We start from the raw sequence: 15,733 nt of genomic DNA, 5'->3' as shown, positions 1-15,733 counted from the left end.
CGGCCCACCGCCGGACCATTCCGAAGGAGACGGAGAACCTTGGCCTCCCCCCACTCGTCGACCCAGTCGCTCGAAGTCACCGTCGTAGGCGGCGGACTCGGCGGGCTGACCGCCGCATTGGCGCTGCGCCTGCGCGGCCTGCGGGTCACCGTGCTGGAACAGGCGCCGCGCCTCGGCGAGATCGGCGCGGGCATCCAGACCGCGCCCAACGCCAGCCGCGTCCTCCTCGGGCTCGGCCTGCGCGGCCGGTTGGAAGCCATCCGTACCGAGCCGCTCGACCAGGTGCGCAGGCGCTGGCAGGACGGCAGCATCATCGGGCTCACCCCGCTCGGCGAGTTCTGCAAGCGCACCTACAACGCCCCGTACTGGCACTACCACCGCGCCGACCTGCACCGCGTCCTGATGGACGCGTGCGTCGACCCGGACGGCCCGGGCCCGGTCGTCGACCTGCGCACCGACAGCCGCGTCACCGCGCTCGACCGCGGCGACCCGACCCGACCCGTCGCGGTCACCGCGGACGGCACCGGGTACGCCGCCGACGTGCTCATCGGCGCAGACGGCGTCCGCTCGGCGGTACGCGACCTCATGGGCGCCCCCGACACCCTGCGGTTCTCCGGCGACATGGCGTTCCGCGCGCTGATCCCCGGCGATCTGATCGCCGCCGACCCGGCCACCCGCTGGCTCGTGGACCGCTACCAGAGCACCATCTGGTACGGCCCCGACCGCCATCTGGTGCACTACATGATCCGCGGCGGCGAGTTCCTCAACGTCGTCGGCTGCGTACCGTGCACCGACGAGGTCCGCGAGCGGTGGACCGTCGCCTCGACCGCGCGCGAACTCGTGGACGCCTTCCCCGGCTGGGACGACCGCGTCGCCGCGATGCTCGGCAAAGCCAAGGACGACGTGTCGTGCTTCGCGCTCTACCACCGCCGCCGCGACCCGGTGTGGATGGACGGGCACACGGCACTCTTGGGCGACGCCTGCCACGCCATGCTGCCCTACCAGGCGCAGGGGGCTTCCCAGGCGATGGAGGACGCGGCCGTGCTGGCCGAGGAGTTGGGCCGGGTCACCCGGGCGGGCGTGGAGACCGCGCTGCGCCGCTACGTCGACCGCCGCGCCAGGCACGCCGGCATGGTGCAGGACGCCTCGCTGCGCAACATGGCCTTCTACCACCTGCCCGACGGGCCGGAGCAGGAGGCCCGCGACGAACTCCTGCGCCGCGGCTTCAGCGGCGAGTCGGACCTTTCGTACGACTGGCTGTGGTCCGGCACCCCGCTGCACGACCCCGATCCGGGCGCCTTCGCCTACCAGTTCGCCCGCTGAATCGAGCAAGTACCGATGTAAGGAAAGGAGGTGCCCGCCGGTGAAACCCGCATCCTTCACCTACCACCGCGCCCGCGACGTCGCGGGCGCCGCCCGCCTGCTGGCCGAACTCGGCGACGACGCCAAAGTCGTCGCCGGCGGCCAGAGCCTGGTCCCCATGATGAGCTTCCGCCTCGCCCGCCCCCGGCATCTGGTCGACATCGGCAGACTGCGCGAACTCGACTACCTGCACCACGGATCCGACGGCTCGCTGCGCATCGGCGCGCTGACCACCCACCGCACCGTGGAGACCGCGCCGGACACCGTGCTCGGCCCCGGCTTCCGGGTCCTGCGCGACGCCATGGGCTGGATCGGCCACCTGCCCATCCGCACCCGCGGCACGATCGGCGGCAGCATCGCGCACGGCGACAGCACCGCCGAGTGGTGCCTTCTCGCCGTCCTTCTCGACGCCGAGATCACCGCGACCGGCCCGGTCCGCGAACGCCGCATCGCCGCACAGGACTTCTTCCACGGCTTCTACACCACCGCGCTCGACCCCGACGAGATCGTCGTCGAAGTCGCCTTCCCGCAACCGGCACCACACGCCGCGGTCACCGAATTCGCCCAGCGGCGCGGCGACTTCGCCATCGTCGCGGCGGCCGTCGACCTCGACGCCGACCCGGCCGGGACGGTCCGCGGCGGCCGCGTCGCACTCGGCGGCGTCGCCCCCGCGCCCGTCCGCGTACCCGAGGCCGAGGCCGTGCTCGCGGCCGGCGCCCCGCTCCACGCGCACGCCGACCTGTTCGCGGCCTGCGCCGCCCGCGCGGCCGAGGCCGTGCACCCGCCCGCCGACGCGAACGGCAGCACGCACTACCGCCGCACGCTCATCCGCACCCTGGTCCGACGCGCCTGCGAGGAGGCGATCGCCCGATGACCGCCACCCACGCGCCGCACGACGCGCCCCGCACCAACCCCGACACCAACCCCGACACCGACACCGGCACCGGCCACCGCGAGCCGACCCCCGGGCGCCTGGTAGGCCGCTCGGTGCGCCGCCGCGAAGACCCCCGGCTGCTCACCGGCCGCGGCCGCTTCGTCGACGACATCAGCCTGCCCGGCCTGCTGCACGCCCAGTTCGTGCGCAGCACCGTCGCGCACGCCGTGGTCACCGACGTCGACCTGGCCGGCGTCCGCGCGGTCCCCGGCGTCGTCGCCGCGTACACCGCCGCCGACCTCGGGCTCGGCGACATCCGCGCCCTGCTGGACCGGCCGACGTCCGAGTTCGTGCCCACCGACATGCCGATCCTGGCCCGCGACCGGGTCCGCTACGTCGGCGAGCCCATCGCCGTCGTCGTGGCCCGCGACCCCTATGCCGCCGAGGACGGCGTCGAGGCGGCCAAGGTCGTCTACGAAAGCCTCGTCCCCGTCGTCTCCGACACCCAGGCGCTCGCCCCCGGCGCACCCCTGGTCCACGAGGACGCCGCGCACAACACGCTCGTGGACGTGGCGATGTTCGCCACGGAAGGCATCGACGAGGTCTTCGCCGCCGCACCGTGCGTGGTCACCGTACGGACGAGCACCGGCCGGCAGAACGCGCTGCCCCTGGAGACCCGCGGCGCGGTCGCCTCCTGGGACCACAAGGAGGAGCAACTCCTGCTCCGGACCTGCACCCAGACACCCCATCAGGTCCGCACGGTGGCGGCACACTGCCTGGGGCTCGACGAGCGCGCGGTACGCGTCGTGGTCCCGGACATGGGCGGCGGCTTCGGCCAGAAGTGCGTCGTCGGCCGCGAGGAGATCGCCGCCGCGGCCGCCGCGCTGCGGCTCGGCCGGCCGGTCAAGTGGATCGAGGACCGCAAGGACGCGCTCACCGCGTCCTTCCTGGCCCGCGAGCAGCGCTACGACGCGCGCGCGGCGTTCGCGGCGGACGGCACGATCCTCGGCCTCGACGCCGACGTCGTCTGCGACATGGGCGCGTACTCGTGCTACCCGTTCACCGCGGGCATCGAGCCGCTCATGGCCTGCGCGGAGATGCCGAGCGTGTACCGCGTGCCCGCCTACCGCGTCCGCGGCCGTGCGGTGACCACCAACAAGGCGCCGTCCGCGCCGTACCGCGGCGTCAGCCGCCCCCAGTACGTCCTGGTCGTCGAGCGCCTCATGGAGCGAGCCGCACGCGAACTCGGCCTGGACGCCGTGGAGATCAGGCGGCGCAACGTGATCACCGAGTTCCCCTACAAGGGCGTCAACAACATCACCTACGACCCCGGCAGCTACCTGGAGTCGCTCGACCTGTGCGAACGCGTCCTCCAGGAGGAGGGCTGGTACGCCGCCAAGGAGGACGCCACCCGCGAGGGCCGCCGGCTCGGCATCGGCTACTCGTGCTTCAGCGAACGCACCGGATACGGCTCCGCCGCCTTCGCCGCCCGCAGGATGCGGGTGGTGCCCGGCTTCGACATCTCCGAAGTCCGCATGGACACCACCGGGGCCGTCACCGTGACTACCGGCACCCAGAGCCACGGGCAGAGCCACGAGACCACGATGGCCCAGATCGTCGCCGACGAACTCGGGCTCGACCTCGGCAAGGTGCGCATCCACCAAGGCGACACGGACCGCGTCACCTACGGCTGGGGCACCTTCGCCAGCCGGTCCATCGTGGTCGGCGGCAGCGCCGTCCAGCGCGCCGCCGCGGCACTGGGCGACAAGCTCGCCGCGCTCGCCGCACACCTGCTCGGCGTCGAACCCGGCGCCGTGGAGCGGGTCCCCGGCGGCGTCCGGCTGCGCGACGCACCCGAACGCGGGCTCTCCCACGCCGAACTCGCCGACGTGGCCTACCTGAGGGCCCACCTGCTGCCCGACGGGATCGAGCCCGGGCTGTCCGCCACCGCGAGCTTCGACGTCTTCGACGACGGCACCTTCTCCAACGCCACCCACGGTGTCGTCGTCGAACTCCACGAGGGCACCGGCCGCGTCGAGATCCTGCGCTACGTCTGCGTCGAGGACTGCGGCGTCGCGGTCAACCCGCAGGTCGTCGAGGGCCAGTGCCGAGGGGGGATCGCCCAGGGCATCGCGGGGGTCCTGTTCGAGCAGGTCACCTACGACGCCCTCGGCGAACCCTCGGCGACCGGCTTCATGGACTACAAGGTCCCCACCGCGTGGGAGATCCCGGACGTGGCCATCCACCACCTGGAGACCCCGTGCGCGTTCAGTTCGACCGGTGCGAAGGGGGCCGGCGAGGGCGGCACCATCGGTGCCCCCGCGGCGGTCCTCAACGCGGTCAACGACGCGCTCGCGCCCACCGGCGTCGAGTTGGACGACACCCCGATCACCCCCGAATCGGTGCAGCGCGCCCTGGAGGCCCGCCCATGACCAACACCCGCCCGGTATCCCGGGAGACACACCTGCTCGTGACCCTCGACGTCAACGGCGAGCAGTACGAGGTCCTCGTCGAACCGCGCCGCACGCTCGTCGACGTGCTGCGCCACGACCTCGGGCTGACCGGCACCCATGTGGGCTGCGAGCACGGCATCTGCGGCGCCTGCACGATCCTCGCCGACGGCAGCCCGGTACGGGCCTGCCTGATGTTCGCCGCGCAGGCCGAGGACATGCCCCTGCGGACCGTCGAGTCGCTCGCCGACGGCCGCGAACCGAGCGACCTGCAAGAGGCGTTCACCGACCACCACGCGCTGCAGTGCGGGTTCTGCACGCCCGGCTTCCTGATGCTCGCCGAGGGCTTCCTCGCCGAGTGCCCCGAACCCACTGGGGACGAGATCCGCGAGGTCGTCGCGGCCAACCTGTGCCGGTGCACGGGCTACCAGCCGATCGTCGAGGCGATCGGCGCGTGCGCCGCGCGGCGCCGGAAGGAGAAGTGATGCGGTTCACCGGCTCTGTGCCCGTCGCGGCAGCGCCCGACGCGGTGTTCGCACTGATCAACGATGTGGAACGGGTCGCCACGTGCATGCCCGGCGCGGTCCTGGAGGGCCGCGACGGCGACGAGTGGCGCGGCGGCGTCAAGGTCAAGGTCGGCCCGGTCACCGCCGCGTACGCCGGGACCGTGCGGTTCCTGGAGGTCGACGCGGCCAATCGCCGGCTGCGCGTCCAGGCGCGCGGCGTGGACACGCACGGCAGCGGCGACGCGGAGGCCGAGGTCACCGTCGCCGTCGTCGACGCCCCCGGTGGCGGCGCACGACTGGAGTTGTCCACCGACTTGGTGATCCGAGGCAAGATCGCGCAGTTCGGCAAGGGCGCGATCACCGCCGTCTCGGACCGCATCCTCCAGCAGTTCGCCGGGAACCTGGGCGGCCTGCTGGAGGTGGCGACGGCACCCGCGCGGAACGGGTCGGCCCCGCCGCAAGCCACCACGGCCCGCACCGCTGCACCCCCACCAGCCGGGCCGCACACCTCGCCCCCGGCCGCGTTCCAGCCGGTCGCCGGACCCGAACTGGACGGCCTCGCGGTCGTCGCGGGCCCGGTACTGGCCAAGTACGGCCCACTCGTCGGGGCCTTCGCGTTCGGCCTGTTCGAGGGCTGGCTGCTCGGCCGCCTCGTGACCGTCGAGCGCCGACTGCGCGCGACGCGGGGGGCCGGGTCGTGAACGGCCTCTACGGTTCGCCGACCGACGACGTCTACGACCGCGCCGGATTCGGGGCGCCGGCCGGCGTCGGCACCCGCCCCGCGGTGGTTGTCGTCGACCTGACCCGCGGCTTCACCGAGGCCGCCCACCCCACCGGCGCGGACCTGAGCGCGGTGGTCGAGGCGACCACCGAACTCATCGACGCGGCACGGCTCGTGGACGTACCGGTGGTGTTCACGGCCATCGCCTACACCGCGGCGGAAGCGGCCGGGACCGGTGTCGCGTGGCTGCGCAAGGCCCCCGGCCTGCGCGGACTGCGCGAGGGCTCCGAGGCGGTGGCACCGGACCCGCGGCTGCCCCGCGTCGCGGGCGACCACTTCGTCGTCAAGAAGGGCGCGTCCGCGTTCTTCGGCACCTCGCTCGCCGCGCTGTTGACCGGACTCGGCCGCGACACCGCGATCGTGTGCGGCGCGACGACCAGCGGCTGCGTCCGGGCCACCGCCGTCGACGCCGTGCAGTCCGGGTTCGCCGTCCTGGTCCCGCGCGAGTGCTGCGGCGACCGGGCGGCCGGTCCGCACGAGGCCGCGCTGTTCGACATCCAGGCCAAGTACGGCGATGTGACGGGCCTCGACCACACGGTCGGGTACCTGCGCTCGCTCGCTCCGGCCGCCACATCCCCAGGAGGCCGCACATGACCGGCCGTGCACTGCCCCAAGCCGCGGTCGCGGACCTGGCCGACATCCCGGCGGTGAGCCGGTGGGTGCGGTCCGGGCCCCTGCGCCTGCACGTGCTCGACTACGGCGGCGGCCGGCCGCCGCTGCTCCTGATCCCCGGCATCACCATGCCCGCCGTCGGCATGGACTTCGTGGCCCGCGAGATCTCCGGCACCCACCGGGTGCTGGTGGCCGACGTCCGCGGGCGGGGGCTGTCCGACTCCGGGCCCTCGTACACGCTGGAGGACTACGCCGAGGACACCGAGGCCGTCGTCGCGGGGCTCGGCCTGGACCGGCCGGTCCTCGTCGGGCACTCGATGGGCGCGCGTATCGCCGCCGCGACCGCGGCTCGCGGCAAGGTCGCGGTCGGCGCCACCGTGGTCGTCGACCCGCCGCTCAGCGGGCCCGGTCGCGCGCCGTATCCGACCACGTCGGAGGCCTTCCTCGGCCAGCTCGCCCAGGCCCGGCGCGGCACCACCGCCGACGAGGTCGCCGCGGCGTGGCCGCGCTGGCCGCGCCGCGAGCAGGAACTGCGCGCCCGCTGGCTGGCCGGCTGCGACACGGAGGCGATCGCCGCGACACACCGCGGGTTCGAGGCCGAGGACTTCTTCCGGTGGTGGCCGGGCGTGCCCGGGCCGGCGGTGTTCGTGTACGGCGCGGACAGCCCGGTGGTGACCGCCGAGGGGGCCGCCGAGGCCGCGGCGCGGAACCCGGCGGCGACCCTGCGGGCGGTGCCGGACGCGGGCCACATGGTGTTCTGGGACAACCCGTCCGCGGCCGTCGGCGCGTTGTGTGACGCGTTGCCCGGCCCGGCGAGCTGACCTCGGCGGGGGCGCGAGGCGGGCGTCGGCGTCGGCCCGGCCGGGAGGCGTGCTCAAATGGGCGCATGGCTGATCAGACCGCGTCCGCACCGTCCACGCCCGCACCGCCCGCCGCCCTGGTCGCGGCCCCGGGCTACCAGGTACGGCGCCTCCATCAGGCGTACCTGGCCGCCTGGTTCCGCGCGGTGGACCCGGTGCTCACCGGCCCGCAGTTCGCGGTCCTGACCACCATCGACGCGCACCCCGGACAGGACCAGCGGTCGCTGGCCTCCGCGGTCGCCCTGGACACCTCCACGATGGCGGACGTCGCCCGGCGGTTGGAAGGCCGGGGCCTGATCGTCCGCAAGACCGCGGCCGACGACGGCCGCCGCAAGTTGCTCTACCTCACCGAAGAGGGCGAGCGGTCTCTCCACGAGGCCAACGCGCGCGCACGAGCGCTCGACCAGCGGCTCCTGGAGCCCTACGACGCCGAGCAGCGCGAGCAGTTGATGCAGTTGCTGGCCGCCCTCGCAGGTCACTGGGAGGGCCTGAACGAGGCGTTGTAGCCGCCGCATGGAGTGCCCGTGACCGACCACCACATCGGCCTGATCGTCCCCAGCTCGAACCTGACCATGGAGACCGAGCTGCCGCGCATGACGCGCGCCCGCGAGGCCGTCGCGCCCGACGACCGCTTCGTGTTCCACAGCAGCCGGATGCGCATGAAGAACGTCACGCCCGAGGAACTGCGCGGCATGAACGCGCAGACCCGCCGGGCGGCGGCCGAACTCGCCGACGCCCGGCCGGACGCGGTCGCCACCGCGTGCCTGGTCGCGATCATGGCCCAGGGCCCCGGCCGGCACTGCGCGGCCGAGGCCGAGATCGGTGAGGTACTGCGGGAAGAGGGCGCCGCGGCGCCGGTGGTGTCCAGCGCGGGCGCGCTGATCACCGGTATCGGCGCGCTCGGCGCGCGGCGGGTCGCCGTCGTGACGCCCTACCTGCGTCCGCTGACCGAACTCGTCGTGGCGTACCTCGAGGACACCGGCATCGAGGTCGTCGACTCCGTCAGCCTCGAAGTGCCCGACAACATCGCCGTCGCGCGCCTGGACCCGAAGGGCCTGCACGACCACGTCGGACGCCTGGACCTGTCGAGGGCGGACGCGCTGGTGCTCTCGGCGTGCGTGCAGATGCCGTCCCTGCCCGTGCTGCAGGCGATCGAGGACGAGGTCCGCCTGCCGGTGTTGTCCGCCGCGACGGCGACCGCGTACTGCCTGCTCACCGAGCTCGGCCTCGACCCGCGGGTCCCGGGCGCGGGCGCGCTGCTGAGCGGCCGGTAGTTCTCGCCCCGGACCAGGCGAACATCCGGGTTTGTCCGGATTCATCAGTGGTTCTCGCACGAGACTTGGAGCGAACTGTGCAATTTGACATGGCAAAGACGGGATCCGGGGTGAGAACGGCCGCGGTCGCGGCGTCGGCGCTGCTCGTGCTCGCGGCGTGCGGCGGCAAGGACCCGTCGACCAAGGGCGGCGGCCCGCGGAACGACGCCGCGGCCTCCGGCGGCAAGGGCACCGTGACCGTCGGTCTGCTCAACCCCACGACCGGGCCGTTCGCGGCGCTGGGAACCGACGTCAACGCGGGCTTCGAGGCGTACCTCGAGTCCAGGGGCGGGGTGTTGTCCGGCTACGGCGTCAAGGTCGCCAAGGCCGACGAGGGCACCGACGCCGCGCAGGGCACCACCAAGGCGCGGCAACTGGTCGAGCGGGACAAGGCCCAGGTCGTGGTCGGCCTGGTCAACTCGGCGATCGCCTACGCGGTCGCGCCGTACCTGGAGCAGTCCGACGTCCCGCTGCTGATCACCGTCGCGGGCGCCGACGGCCTGACCCGCAAGCGGAACGGCAACACCTTCCGGCTCTCCTACACCAGTTCGCAGGACGCGATGCCGCTGGGCCCGTACACCTGCAAGGAACTCGGCAAGCGGAAGGCGGTCGTGCTCGGACTCGACTACTCCTTCGGCTGGGAGGCCGCGGGCGGCTTCGCGCGCAGCTACGAGGACGCCGGCTGCCGGGTCGTCCAGGAGATCTACGCGCCGCTCGGCACCCAGGACTGGGGCCCCTACGTCAACCGGATCACGAAGGACGCCGACGTCGTCCACGTCGTCGCGCCCGGCCAGGACGGCGTGCGTCTGCTCAAGGCCTACCGCGACTTCGGCGTCAAGCTGCCCGTGGTGGCGCACGGCTCGACCGTCGACGAGACGATCCTGCCCACCGAGGGCGCGACCGCCGAGGGCGTCGTCTCCTCGCTGCACTACACGCCGCAGATCGACTCGCCGGCCAACAAGGCCCTGTTGGACGCCCACGGCGGCAGGGGCAACCAGTACCTGGAGGACGGCTGGGCGGCCGGCATGGCACTGGAGGCCGCCCTCGCCCGGGTGGACGGCGCCCCCACCCCGGCCGGGATCCGCGCCGCGCTCGCCGCGGTCAAGGTCGACGCGCCGCGCGGGCCGCTCTCGTTCGACGCCTACGGACAGGCCGTCCACCCGGTCTACATCCGCAGGGTCGAGGAGAAGGACGGCAAACGGGTCAACACGATCGTGGGCACCATCCCCGACGTCGACCAGTTCGGCGGCTACGACCCCGCGACGTACCTGGCCTTCCCGGGCTACGACAAGCTCAAGGGCTCGTGGGCCAAGTGAGGGGCTCGTCATGCTGACCTGGCTCACCCACTCGGTCAACGGACTGGCGTACGGATCCCTGCTGTTCCTGGTCGCCTGCGGTCTGACCATCACCTTCGGCCTGATGCGCACGATCAACCTCGCGCACGGCGCCTTCTACCTGCTCGGCGGATACCTCGCGTACGACCTGACCACGAGCGGCACCGACTACTGGTTGGCACTGTCGGCGGGAGTCGCGGCCGCCGCGGTCGGCGGCATGGTGGTCGAGCGCGCGTTCCTGCACCGCCTCGCGGGCAGCGAACTCCCGCAGATCGTCCTGACCCTGGGCGTCGCGTACATCATCGGCGACCAGATCCTGGCCGGCTACGGCGGCGATCCGGTCGCCCCGCCCACCCCGCCCGGGCTGGCCGGGCCGGTCACCGTCGGGGACTGGGTCTTCCCCAGGTTCCGGCTGGTGCTCGTCGGCGTGGCCGTGGCGCTCGCCGTGATCGTCGGCGCACTGCTGAAGTACACGCCCACCGGCGCCAAGGTGCGCGCGGCGGTCGACGACGAGGAGATCGCCCGCGCGGTCGGTATCCGGGTGCCGCTGGTGTTCCTGCTGGTCTTCGGCTGCGGCACCGGGCTCGCGGCGTTCGCCGGGGTCTGGGGCGGGGCCTTCACCTCGCTCGCCCCGGACAGCGGCTTCGAAGTGCTGCTGCTCGCCCTGATCGTCGTGGTGGTCGGCGGGCTCGGCTCGATCGGCGGCGCGCTGCTCGCGGCGTTCCTCGTCGGGCTCGTGGATCAGTACGGCAAGGTCTGGTTCCCGGAATGGGCGCTGTTCACCCTGTACGCGTCGGTCGCCGCGCTCCTCGCGGTGCGCCCGCGCGGCTTGTTCGGGAAGGCGGTGACCCGGTGAAAGCGCTGTCCACCCGTCGTGGGCTCGCGGTCGCGGGCGGCTTCGCGGCCGCCTCGGTCGCCCTCGTGCTGCTGCCCACCTTCACGGACTCGTTCTACACGTTCGTCGCCACCCGCATGCTGCTGCTGGGGCTGTTCGCGACCGCGTACAACACGGTCTTCGGCTTCGGCGGCATGTCCTCGCTCGGCCACGCGGCGTTCTTCGGCATCGGCGGCTACACCGTCGGCATCGGGGTCACCCGCTGGGACTGGCCGCCGATGGTGGTCCTCCCGGTCGCGATCGTGCTCGGCGCCGCGGTCGCCGCGGTGTTCGGCCTGATGTGCCGGCGGGTGCGCGGCATCTACCTGCTGCTGCTCACCCTCGCGCTCGCCCAGGCCATCGCGGGCCTGGCGTTCTACCAGACGGAATGGACGGGCGGCGACAACGGAATCCCGAACATCGCGCGCGACGGCCTGCCGTCGTCGGTGCGCGAGGGCGACGGGTACTACCTGCTGACCCTTGCCGTCGTCGCGGTGTGCGTCGTGCTGCTGTGGCGGTATCAGCGCTCGCCGCTGGGCATGTCGGTGGTCGGCGTGCGGGAGAGCGAGGCGCGCATGAGCGCCACCGGCTACCGCACCGGGCGGCTGCGCGTCATCGCCTTCACGGTGTCCGGCGCGTTCTCCGCGGTCGCCGGGGTGCTGGAGGTCTACCTCCAGGGCTCCGTCTCGACCGCCAACATGTCGTGGCTGATCAGCGCCGACGTGCTGGTGTTCGCGATCCTCGGCGGCGCCCGGCACTTCCTCGGCCCGTTCCTGGGCGCCGCGCTGGTCACCGGCCTCGAGGTGTGGGTCAGCACCTACACCGACCGGTGGACGACGGTGCTCGGCATCGTCTACGTCGCCATCGCGCTCTTCCTCGCCGACGGTGTGCTCGGCCGGGCGGGCTGGGCGGCTCGGCGCGCCAGGGCGTGGCGCACGGGCGCCGGCCCCGACGCCGGCATCGGCCCGGACCCGGGCGCCGCGGCGCCGGCGCCCGGCGGCGGACCGGCCGAACTCCCGGCGGAGGTGCGGGCATGACCGACTACGCGATCGCGGGCACCGACCTGACCGTGCGGTTCGGGGCCTTTCGCGCCAACGACGGCGTCACCCTGGCGGTCCCGGCGGGGGAGCGACACGCGCTCATCGGGCCGAACGGTGCGGGCAAATCCACGCTGTTCAACCTGCTGGCCGGGCAACTGCGCCCCACCGAGGGCCGGGTCACGCTGCTGGGCCGGGACGTCACCCGGCTGCCGGCCTACCGCAGGGCCCGGCTCGGGCTCGCCCGCACCTTTCAACTCACCGACCTGCTCACCGAGTTGAGCGTGCGAGAGAACGTCGAGCTGACCCTCGCGGCACAAGGCGGCGCACACCGCGTCTTCTGGCGGCCGCTCGGGTCGGTCGGGAATCTGGCGGCGCGGGCGGCGGCGGTCCTGGAACAGTGGGACCTCGCCGCCTCCGCCGACCGTCCGGTGCGCGAACTGGCCTACGGCCAACAGCGCGTGCTGGAGATCGCCCTCGTGATGTCCCGCGAGCCGAAGGTGCTGCTGCTGGACGAGCCGACGGCGGGCCTGTCACCCGCCGACGCGCACCGGCTGACCGCGCTCGTCGCGGCGCTGCCCCGCACCATCACGGTGGTCATGATCGAACACGACATGGAGGTGGCGTTCACGCTGTCCGACCGGGTCAGCGTGCTCCAGCAGGGCCGGGTCATCGCCGCGGGCACCCCCGATCAGGTCGCCACCGACAACCGCGTGCTCGAGGCGTACCTGGGGGAGGCGCCCGATGCTTGAACTACGCGACGTCCACACCTACTACGGCGCGAGCCACGTCCTGCAGGGCGTCTCGCTCGACGTCGCCGAGGGCGAGGTCCTCGGTGTGCTGGGCCGCAACGGCATGGGCAAGACCACGCTCGTGCACACCGTCGCCGGGCTCCTGCGCCCGCGCCGCGGCTCGGTGCGGTTCGGCGGCCGCGAGATCGGCGGCTGGTCGGCGGAGCGCGTCTCGCGCTCGGGGATGGCGCTGGTGCCGCAGGGCCACCGGGTCTTCCCGTCACTGACCGTCAAGGAGAACCTCAAGGTCGCGGTGCGGCGCGGCGGGCCCGACGGCTGGACGACCGACGACGTCGTGGACCGGTTCCCGGTGCTCGGCGAGCGCTGGGGGCTGTCCGCCGGGCTGCTGTCGGGTGGCCAGCAGCAGATGCTCGCGCTCGGCCGCGCGCTGGTGGGCAACGGTCGGCTCGTCCTGCTGGACGAGCCGACCGAGGGCCTGGACCCGCAGACGGTCGCCCGGGTCGGCGACGTGGTCGACGAGTTGCGCCGCCGCGGCACGTCGGCGGTGCTCGTCGAGCAGAAGGTCGACTTCGCGCTGCGGCGGGTCGACCGGGCGGTGGTGCTCGGCCGCGGCCGCGTCGTGCACAGCACCGACAAACCCCGGGAACTGCGCACCGACACAGCCGCGTTGCGCGAGCTGTTGGCGGTGGGCGGAACGGCCGGGACATGACATGACGCGGGCAAGGAAAGGTCATTGATGTCCGTCTCTCGCAGAGGCTTCATCGCCTCGACAACAACCGTCGTCTCGGCAACCGCCGTCTCGGCCCTGGCACTGGCACTGGTGCCGACGCCGGCGTTCGCCGCCTCCCGCACGGGCGCCCCGGGGTCGATCCCCCGGTCGGTTCCCGGCGCACTGCCCGGGCGACCCGCCCGGGTGGTCGGCGAGCGGCGCCCGGACGAGCGCACTCTCGACCTGACCGTGGACTCCCCGGCGCTCGGCCGCACCGCCGGGGTGCGCCTGCTGCTGCCGCCGGGGTGGTCCCCGGCGGCACGCCGCACGTGGCCGGTCCTGTACCTGCTGCACGGCGCGTTCGGGAACCACACGAGTTGGACGAAGTACGGCGTCCGGGACATCGTCGGGGACACCGACGTCCTGGTCGTCATGCCCGAGGGCGGCGCCACCGGCTACTACTCGAACTGGTGGAACCACGGCGCCTGGGGCACGCCCGCGTGGGAGACCTTCCACCTGAGTGAGCTGCGGGCACTGCTCGAACGCGACTATCGGGCGGGCCGTTCGCGCGCGGCCGCCGGACTGTCGATGGGCGGACAGGGCGCGTTCGCGTACGCGGCACGCAACCCGGGGATGTTCCGGGCCGCGGCGTCGTTCAGCGGTGTGCTGCACACCGCGATGGTCGAGGGCGACCTGTCCGGCCCCGACGTGATCACCGAGTTCGTCGGCTTCACGGGCGCCGATCCGACGGCACTGTGGGGCGACCCGGTGGCGCAGCGCCACCTGTGGGCCGCGTTCAACCCGTACGACCTGGCCCGGCTGCTGCGCGGCGTACGCCTGTTCGCGTCGTGGGGCACCGGGCAGCCGGGGCCGCTCGACCCGGCGGGGGCGGCGGTCGACGACATCGAGCGGCTGTGCGGCACCATGTCGCGGATGTTCGCGGACCGGGCCCGGCGGCTGCGTCTGGACCTGACGGAGTCCACCGGGGCCGGGACGCACACGTCCGCGTACTTCCGGCGCGGCCTGGTCGAGGCGTTCCCGATGCTCATGTCCGCGGTCGGCGCCCGCCGCCGCTGATCCGGACAGATCCCGAAGCGCCGGCCGGTGCCCCCGGGCCCCGGCCGGCCGCCGCGTCGCAGAACCGCGTCGCAGAGCCGCGACCGGATCCTCGGCCGCGGCATCCTGATCAGCCGGGTCAGGGAGTCGGTGGCATCAGCAGGGGGCGACCCGCGGTTGCGCCCCCGTCGACGTTGACCGACGCGCCCGTCATGTACGAGAACTCCGCCGCGGCCAGGGACAGTACGGCGGCGGCGATCTCGGCGGGTTCGGCGAGGCGGTGCAGGCCGTCGACATTGTGTCGGCCCAGCCACGCCTTCGCCTGCGCCCACGTGGCGTCGTCCATGCCCGGCGGGCGGACGAAGGCCGTGTCGGTGGTGCCCGGCATGATCGCGTTGACCCGGATGCCCCGGGCGCCGTAGTCCAATGCCGCGGCCTGCACCAGGCCCTGCAGGGCACGCTTGCTCGCCGAGTAGGCGGCACCGGCGGGGCGGGCCACGTCCACCGCCGAGGAGGACGTGACGATCACGACCCCACCCCCGCGCGCGATCAGGTGCGGGATCTCGTACTTCATCGCCAGGAACACTCCGCGCGCGTTCGTCGCCAATACGTCGTCGAAGGTCTCGACCGCGAGTTCGTGCAGGGGCGCTGTGCGCCCGATCCCCGCATTGTTGAAGGCGATGTCCAATCCCCCGTATCGGTGGGCCACTTGGTCGACGAAGGCGCGCACATCCTCCGCCACGCGCACGTCCGCCCGCTGGTAGAACGCCTCCCCGCCCGCCCGGCGGATCTCCCGCTCGACCTGGGCGCCCTGTTCCACGCGGCGTCCGCAGAAGCCGACCCGCGCTCCCTCGGCGGCGAAGGCCAGGGCGGCGGCCCGGCCGATGCCCGAGGTGGCGCCGGTGATCGCGACCACCTTGCCGGCGAAGCGTCCGCGCCGTGCCGCGCCCGGCCGGGCGTCGGTGCGCGCGGCGGCGGCCCGGGTCGCGGCGGCGGCCGGGCTCGCCGCGCTCGCGGCGGTGCCGGCGGCGGCCAGGCCGGCGACGGTGCCGCCGATCAGGAAGCGCCGGCTCGGCCGGGAGGAGGTTGCGGTGCCGTGGTCCGGTTGCGATGTCATGATCCAACCGTCGACCGGGCGACCGGCGCGAGCACCCCCCGGACGGCCGTGATTCCTCGGCCGATCGGCCGGTGGGACCGTCTTCCCCGGGAGTAC

General features: G+C 73.5%; 16 protein-coding genes. 15 read left to right on the top strand and 1 reads right to left on the bottom strand.

What is annotated here, in order from left to right:
* Window positions 1-39: 39 nt before the first annotated feature.
* From ACWCPW_RS22110 to ACWCPW_RS22040, 15 genes are all read left to right on the top strand, one after another.
* Window positions 40-1,323, top strand: a complete 1,284-nt coding sequence (locus ACWCPW_RS22110; RefSeq protein ID WP_449763304.1) for an FAD-dependent monooxygenase — start codon at window positions 40-42, stop codon at window positions 1,321-1,323.
* A gap of 40 nt (window positions 1,324-1,363) precedes the next feature.
* Window positions 1,364-2,236 carry an FAD binding domain-containing protein gene (locus ACWCPW_RS22105; RefSeq protein ID WP_449763303.1) on the top strand — a complete coding sequence of 291 codons (873 nt, stop codon included), beginning with the start codon at window positions 1,364-1,366 and terminating at the stop codon, window positions 2,234-2,236.
* A complete protein-coding gene (locus ACWCPW_RS22100; RefSeq protein WP_449763302.1) occupies window positions 2,233-4,668 on the top strand; it encodes a xanthine dehydrogenase family protein molybdopterin-binding subunit in 2,436 nt (811 codons plus the stop codon). The genes ACWCPW_RS22105 and ACWCPW_RS22100 overlap by 4 nt, the downstream gene beginning before the upstream one ends.
* Window positions 4,665-5,171, top strand: coding sequence for a (2Fe-2S)-binding protein (locus ACWCPW_RS22095; RefSeq protein WP_449763301.1), 507 nt, complete (start codon window positions 4,665-4,667; stop codon window positions 5,169-5,171). Before ACWCPW_RS22100 ends, ACWCPW_RS22095 begins: the two co-directional genes overlap by 4 nt.
* Window positions 5,171-5,893: an SRPBCC family protein gene (locus ACWCPW_RS22090; protein WP_449763300.1), complete on the top strand. Its 723-nt coding sequence runs from the start codon at window positions 5,171-5,173 to the stop codon at window positions 5,891-5,893. Before ACWCPW_RS22095 ends, ACWCPW_RS22090 begins: the two co-directional genes overlap by 1 nt.
* A complete protein-coding gene (locus ACWCPW_RS22085) occupies window positions 5,890-6,567 on the top strand; it encodes an isochorismatase family protein (protein ID WP_449763299.1) in 678 nt (225 codons plus the stop codon). The genes ACWCPW_RS22090 and ACWCPW_RS22085 overlap by 4 nt, the downstream gene beginning before the upstream one ends.
* Window positions 6,564-7,406, top strand: a complete 843-nt coding sequence (locus ACWCPW_RS22080) for an alpha/beta fold hydrolase (RefSeq protein WP_449763298.1) — start codon at window positions 6,564-6,566, stop codon at window positions 7,404-7,406. The genes ACWCPW_RS22085 and ACWCPW_RS22080 overlap by 4 nt, the downstream gene beginning before the upstream one ends.
* A 65-nt stretch (window positions 7,407-7,471) precedes the next feature.
* Window positions 7,472-7,951 carry a MarR family winged helix-turn-helix transcriptional regulator gene (locus tag ACWCPW_RS22075; protein ID WP_449763297.1) on the top strand — a complete coding sequence of 160 codons (480 nt, stop codon included), beginning with the start codon at window positions 7,472-7,474 and terminating at the stop codon, window positions 7,949-7,951.
* 18 nt (window positions 7,952-7,969) lie between these two features.
* Complete coding sequence (locus ACWCPW_RS22070) at window positions 7,970-8,719, top strand: maleate cis-trans isomerase family protein (protein ID WP_449763296.1); 750 nt, start codon at window positions 7,970-7,972, stop codon at window positions 8,717-8,719.
* A gap of 110 nt (window positions 8,720-8,829) precedes the next feature.
* Window positions 8,830-10,074, top strand: a complete 1,245-nt coding sequence (locus ACWCPW_RS22065; protein WP_449763295.1) for an ABC transporter substrate-binding protein — start codon at window positions 8,830-8,832, stop codon at window positions 10,072-10,074.
* 10 nt (window positions 10,075-10,084) lie between these two features.
* Window positions 10,085-10,948: a branched-chain amino acid ABC transporter permease gene (locus ACWCPW_RS22060; protein WP_449763294.1), complete on the top strand. Its 864-nt coding sequence runs from the start codon at window positions 10,085-10,087 to the stop codon at window positions 10,946-10,948.
* On the top strand, window positions 10,945-12,003 hold the full coding sequence (locus ACWCPW_RS22055; RefSeq protein WP_449763293.1) for a branched-chain amino acid ABC transporter permease: 1,059 nt from the start codon (window positions 10,945-10,947) through the stop codon (window positions 12,001-12,003). Before ACWCPW_RS22060 ends, ACWCPW_RS22055 begins: the two co-directional genes overlap by 4 nt.
* The gene (locus tag ACWCPW_RS22050) at window positions 12,000-12,755 is read left to right on the top strand and encodes an ABC transporter ATP-binding protein (RefSeq protein ID WP_449763292.1); all 756 of its coding nucleotides are present in this window, start codon (window positions 12,000-12,002) and stop codon (window positions 12,753-12,755) included. Before ACWCPW_RS22055 ends, ACWCPW_RS22050 begins: the two co-directional genes overlap by 4 nt.
* Entirely contained in the window at window positions 12,748-13,464 is a 717-nt protein-coding gene (locus ACWCPW_RS22045; RefSeq protein WP_449763291.1) for an ABC transporter ATP-binding protein, read from the top strand. Before ACWCPW_RS22050 ends, ACWCPW_RS22045 begins: the two co-directional genes overlap by 8 nt.
* Window positions 13,465-13,491: 27 nt before the next feature.
* The gene (locus tag ACWCPW_RS22040; protein WP_449763290.1) at window positions 13,492-14,541 is read left to right on the top strand and encodes an alpha/beta hydrolase; all 1,050 of its coding nucleotides are present in this window, start codon (window positions 13,492-13,494) and stop codon (window positions 14,539-14,541) included.
* Window positions 14,542-14,659: 118 nt separating this feature from the next.
* Here ACWCPW_RS22040 and ACWCPW_RS22035 read toward each other — a convergent pair whose 3' ends face one another.
* Window positions 14,660-15,637, bottom strand: a complete 978-nt coding sequence (locus ACWCPW_RS22035) for an SDR family NAD(P)-dependent oxidoreductase (RefSeq protein WP_449763289.1) — start codon at window positions 15,635-15,637, stop codon at window positions 14,660-14,662.
* Window positions 15,638-15,733 lie beyond the last annotated feature (96 nt).

Source organism: Embleya sp. NPDC001921 (genome assembly GCF_053594475.1).
The sequence above is the reverse complement of the archived record's forward strand: the minus strand, read 5'-3'. Positions and strand labels throughout refer to the sequence as shown.